Raw genomic sequence first — 1,609 nt, forward strand, 5'->3', positions numbered from 1 at the left:
CCCACTGGCGACGCCGCCACCAGGCCCGATCCCAATCCAGCCACTACAACCGCCAAGCCGCCGCCCCAGCGTGATCACGATCTACGGCTGGAGTACTAGTACTGCAACGACACTCCGTGACTTGATGCGTCTCCGCTCGTTGTGTGTTCCGTGCTGGAAGACATAACTGACGGCTGGTCAGATCTATTCGGAGACTTCGTGTCCCGGTTCGCGGGCCGGTTCGGGCGGGTGGAACCCCGGCGGCGCATGGTGTCCTACCTGCGGGGACTTCTCAGCGAGTCGGAGCGGAAGAACGGCTGGACGCTGGCCGAGGTTGCCGGCGACAGTGGCCCCAGGGCATGCAGCGCCTGCTGAACCACTACCTGTGGGACGCGGACGCGGTGCGTGACGATGTCCGCGACGTCGTCGTGGAGTATCTCGGCGATCCCGACCGCGGCGTTCTCATTCTCGACGAGACCGGATTCCTCAAGAAGGGGGTGAAGTCGGCGGGCGTGGCCAGGCAGTACTCCGGAACAGCCGGGCGGATCGAGAACTCCCAGGTGGCAGTCTTTCTGGCCTACGGATCCGAACGGGGGCGAGCCCTGATCGACCGCGAGTTGTACTTGCCGAAGGATTGGACTTCCGACCGCGAGCGCTGCCGGGCGGCCGGCATCGACGACGATGTCGAGTTCGCCACCAAGCCGGACCTGGGCCTGCGGATGCTGAAACGCGCCGTCGCGGCCGAAGTCCCGTTCGGCTGGGTGACCGCGGACGAACTCTACGGTCAGGTCGGGCGTATCCGGCTGTGGCTGGAAGAGCACGACATTCCCCACGTACTCGCCGTCCCGAAATCCCAGATGGTCATGACCATGGAATTCTTCGGCCAGGCCCGCGCGCATGACCTGATCGGCGGGCTCCCCGACGGGACCTGGACGCGCCTGAGCTGCGGCGACGGCTCCCACGGCCCACGTGAGTACGACTGGACCGCCGCCCCGATCCGGCCATGGCGGCGCGAAGGCTGGGACCATTGGCTACTGGCCCGGCGCAGCCCCGCCGACCCCACCGAGATCGCTTACTACATCTGCTTCAGCCCGGCGGGAACCACACTCGAGGAACTCGCCCGGATCGCGGGATCACGGTGGATGGTCGAGGAATGCTTCCAGACCGCGAAAAACGAGACCGGGCTCGACCAATACCAGGTCCGCGACTACACCGCCTGGTACCGGCACATCACCTTATCCATGGCCGCACTCGCCTTCCTCGCCGTCCTTCGAGCGAAGGCAAAAAAGGGGCTTCCGACACCCGACCGGGCCACGGCCTGGCGCCCGTCAGCATGAACGAGGCACGGCGCCTGTTCAACCGTGTCGCCGCTCCAATACGCCACGCAGTCCGCCATGTTCTCGCCTGGTCCTTATGGCGCAGGAAAGCCCAAGCCCGAGCCCGCGCCAGCCATTTCAAGCGACGAGGACATCACGGAGTGTCGTTGCAGTACTAGTACTCCAGTGAGAGTTCTCCATGTGCCCTGGTCAGCGGCTTTGGGGGTGGGGAGTGTAGCGGGGCTGCGGCGGGGGCGGAGTGGTCTTGGCGTGGATGTCGCGCGAACGGGTGCCCGCGCCGCATGTAGTGGCAG

1 pseudogene is annotated in these 1,609 nt (G+C 65.9%); it reads left to right on the forward strand.

Features of this window, described 5'->3' with window-relative positions:
* Positions 1-162: 162 nt before the first annotated feature.
* Positions 163-1,316: pseudogene (locus ACZ3TI_RS40955) on the forward strand (IS701 family transposase).
* Positions 1,317-1,609 lie beyond the last annotated feature (293 nt).

The organism is Kitasatospora sp. NPDC023120 (assembly GCF_055560835.1).